We start from the raw sequence: 4,257 nt of genomic DNA, 5'->3' as shown, positions 1-4,257 counted from the left end.
TACGCCATACGTTAAAGAAAACATCGGTTTGGTTTTACGTACAGCGTATGGCGGATAACGTACCGCTGTCAGTTACATGGATTGCCGCGTCGCTACGCTCCTCGCAATGACCACTCGGGGAGCGGTACGTCTCACGCTGTACGCCATACGTTAAAGAAAACATCGGTTTGGTTTTACGTACAGCGTATGGCGGAGAACGTACCACGGCCTGTGCGCCCCTTCGGGCGCTATTCACTTTTTTCTGTTAATGCTGCTTCTAATAAGCGTTGTTGATGCTCGGGGGATTGGGTATGGCGTGCCAGTAATCGGTACATGGCGGGCACCATAAACAGTGTGAGTAAGGTGGCAAGGCTGACGCCGGTGAACACCACTACCCCCACGGCTTGGCGACTTTCAGCGCCGGCACCGCTGGCTAATATCAGTGGGATAGCGCCGATAATAGTCGTAAAAGCGGTCATTAAAATAGGTCGTAACCGCCTTGCTGCCCCCTCTATTACTGCCTCATCAAAAGCCATGCCACGGTCGCGCAGTTGGTTGGCAAATTCGACGATTAAAATACCATTTTTGGTAACCAAACCAATCAGCATCACCATGGCAATTTGGCTATAAGCATTTAAGCTCATGCCCATTAAAAACAGGCCAAGTAAGCCCCCTACTAACCCCAGCGGCACCGTGAGTAATACAATAAACGGGTGCACAAAGCTTTCAAACTGTGCAGCTAAAATTAAAAATACCACTACTAGTGCTAAACCAAACACAAACAAAATATCGCTTTGGTTATTTTTATACTCCAGCGACTCCCCTTTGTAATCGACAATGGCATTTTCGGGTAAATGCTCACGTACTTGTTGGTCAAGATAATCAAGTGCTTCGCCTAAGCTGTAATTGCCCACCAAGTTGGCGCTTAGGGTAATGGCTTTTTTACGGTTGTAGTGATTCAGTGACGGCGATGCGCCTTGCTCTCTCAGTTGCACTAGATTATCGAGAGAAATAAGCTCATCGTCGCTCCCTCGTAGATAAATTCCTCCAATATCGCTGAGTTGGCGAAACTTATCTTGTTGGCCTTTTAAATACACATCATATTCGTCGCCTTGTCGCTCATAAGTAGTAATGGCCTGCCCACCGAGCATAACATTTAAACTATCAGCAACTTCGGTCACTGAAATGCCTAACTTAGCCGCTCGGGCTTGGTCTACATCCACTAATAGCTCAGGCTTAGTTTGCGCATAATCGAGGTCTAAATCACTTAAACCGGGGTTATCTTCGGCTAAGGTTTTTAGCTGCTCGGCCCATTGGTAGAGCTCGTCATAATCGCTACCACCTAAAACAAACTCAACCGGTGAACTTGATCCACCGCGAATAGAAGACGGTAAAATAGGGATCACCAATACATCGGCAATATTGCGGGTCATGCCACGAATACGCCCCACCACCTGTGCCGCCGACACGTCACGTTTGTTCCACTTCTCTAAGCTGATAATAACCAAACCACTGTTTACCCCACCACCAAAGCCTGGGGTGCGCACCGTTAAGTTGGTTGTAATGCCCTCGTCTCTGAGGGGCATTAATTTTTGTTCTATTTCGCTCATGGCCTCGCTCATGCGCTCAAAGCTTGCCCCTTCAGCCCCACTGACCAGCACAAAAATGGCCCCTCGGTCTTCTTTGGGGGTCAGGCTTTGGGGCACCTGTATTAATAACCACACCGTAAATGCCAATGCCACAACTATCACCACAGGCGCCCACCAAGGGCGGGCAATGCTTTTACCTAATACGGCTTTATAAGCCCGTTCTAACTTGGCAAAACCGGCATTAAAGCGCTCGGCTAACCGAGTGGGTGCTTGATGTGCTTTTAATATCTTAAAGCTCATCACTGGACTTAAGGTGAGCGCCACTATGGATGAAAACACCACGGCGGCGGATAATAAAACAGCAAACTCGGTAAAAATACGACCAATAATACCGCCCATAAACACAATAGGCACAAATACCGCCACCAAGGTAAGGGTAGTCGCAATCACCGCAAAGCCCACCTCGCGGGTGCCATAATACGCCGCAGCTAACGGGGAGCGGCCACGCTCTAAATGATGATAAATATTTTCTAGCACCACTATGGCGTCATCCACCACCAGGCCAATAGCCATAATCAATGCCATTAACGTGATCAGATTGACCGAGTAGCCTAATGCATAAGCGGCCATAAATGCGCTGATCAAAGACACTGGTACGGTAATGGCCGGAATTAAAGTGGCCCGCACCTGCCCTAAAAAGATATAAATCACCAACACCACTAAGCCGATGGTGATCAGCAGGGTTTGATACACTTCGCTAATGGCATTATCAATAAAAACTGAGCTGTCGTAGGTCCAAGTCAGTTCAGCTCCTTCAGGTAAAAACGGCTGTTGGGCTTTAATGGCTTTTTTAACTTCATTAACGACATCTAGGGTGTTGGCCTGACTTTGCTTAACAATACCAAGCCCCACCACATTTTGGCCATTAGAGCGAAACAAAGTATCTTCAGGCTTTTCGCCCTCCCACACCTCGGCCACATCTGATAAATAAACTCGTGTGTTAGTGTCGAGCCGACGAATGCTTAACCGTTGAAAGTTAATGGCTTGGTCGTAATTACGCTGAATACGTGCCGCATAGTTTTGTTGGCTGTTTTCTAACACACCGGCGGGTAATTCTACGTTTTGTGAACGCAGTGCGGCACGAATATCAGCCACTGTTACCCCACGTGCTGCCATGGCGGCAGCGTCGAGTCGTACGTTCATCACCCGTTCTTTACGTCCCCCCACAATTACCGAGCTAACACCATCAAGTAGACTAAAGCGATCTGCTAACACGTTTTCAGCATAATCTCCCATCTCTAACAGTGACATGCCCGTTGAGCGTAGTGTCACCCACAGCACCACATCGTTGCGCCCCGTGTCTTTGGTAACAATAGGCGCGTCGGCTTCGTCGGGTAACTTGCGTGAGGCGCGCGCCACAGCTTCTCGTACATCACTGGCGGCGCTGTCTAGATCACGGGCAGGATCAAATTCAATGGTAATGCTTGAACTGCCATCTCGGGTACTCGAGCTAATGTATTTAACATCACTAATGCCCGATAACTCATCTTCTAAGCGCTTAGTGACTTGTACTTCTAATACACTGGCACTGGCCCCAGTATAGGCGGTACGCACTGTGACTACCGGTGAGGTGGTATCAGGCATTTCACGCAGCGGTAACTCCAGAAAAGAAATCACCCCAAACACACACAGCATTAAACTCAATACAATGGCCAATACGGGGCGAGCAATCGACAGATCAGAGAGCTTCATGCGTCACCTCTGCTGGCTTAGCGGCTGTTTTACCTGCTGTGGGGCTGTCTAATACTTCAACTTGGCTGCCTTCTCGTACTTTAACTGTGCCTCTATTAACCACACGTTCCCCCACAGATAAACCGTCAGTAATAGTCACAAGTTCGCCTAAATTACGACCAATGCTAACATTGCGCCGATTCACTTTACCTTCGTCATTCACTACATAAACATAGCGCTGTTGGCCGGCATACAACAAACTTTGAGTAGGAATGGCCATTTGTGTGCTATTAGACACGATTAACTGCACTCGCATTAACATACCAGGCACTAATAAAGATTCGCTGTTATCAAACACTAACCGCGCTTTAGCATTGAGTGTGTTGCTGTTAATGCTGGGGGCAATCACAGTTAACTTACCCATAAAGGCTTGATCACCATAGGCTTGGGTATAGGCAGTTAATTGCTCACCCACCTTTAGTTGGCCAAAGTATTTTTCGGGTATGGCTAAGTCGAGCTTTAACTGGCTGTTATCTTGTAAGTCACCAATGGGGCTATTGGCCGCAAGCAACATGCCCGCAGCCACATCACTTAACCCCATTACGCCTGCAAAAGGCGCGCGCAGCGTTAAATGATCTGCTGCCACCTTAGCCGCGGCCAGTTTAGCATCGGCCATGGCTACTGCTGCCTCTTGGCCGTCTAATTCAGTTTGTGTGACCGCTTTTCGGCTAAACAGTGTGCGATAGTTTTTTAGAATACGCACCGCATCTTGTTTTACGGCACGGGCTTCGCGCACCACGGCTTGAGCTGCGCGATCGTCTAAGCTTAATAACAGCTGATCTTTTTTAACCTGCTCCCCAGATAAAAAATGTACCTCGGTTACGCGAGCACTCACTTGGGGAGCAATAGCAACTTGCTGATTGGCTTTTAAGGTACCTATTAGTTCAATTTTGGCGGT

Annotated in this window: 2 protein-coding genes; both read right to left on the bottom strand. The window is 48.2% G+C overall.

Going from position 1 to position 4,257, the window contains the following annotated elements; translation table 11 throughout:
• Positions 1 to 227 precede the first annotated feature (227 nt).
• Complete coding sequence (locus ACTHY5_RS09335; RefSeq protein WP_441878989.1) at positions 228 to 3,320, bottom strand: efflux RND transporter permease subunit; 3,093 nt, start codon at positions 3,318 to 3,320, stop codon at positions 228 to 230.
• On the bottom strand, positions 3,307 to 4,257 hold a 951-nt coding region (locus tag ACTHY5_RS09330; protein WP_441878988.1), incomplete at its 5' end, for an efflux RND transporter periplasmic adaptor subunit. The genes ACTHY5_RS09330 and ACTHY5_RS09335, both read right to left, overlap by 14 nt.

This window comes from Oceanisphaera sp. (assembly GCF_052084945.1).
GTDB lineage: Bacteria > Pseudomonadota > Gammaproteobacteria > Enterobacterales > Aeromonadaceae > Oceanimonas.
The sequence above is the reverse complement of the archived record's forward strand: the minus strand, read 5'-3'. Positions and strand labels throughout refer to the sequence as shown.

Bases quoted from the DNA above. Each gene is read 5' to 3' on its own strand.
- ACTHY5_RS09335 (WP_441878989.1), bottom strand. From the start codon at position 3,320: ATGAAGCTCTCTGATCTGTCGATTGCTCGCCCCGTATTGGCCATTGTA.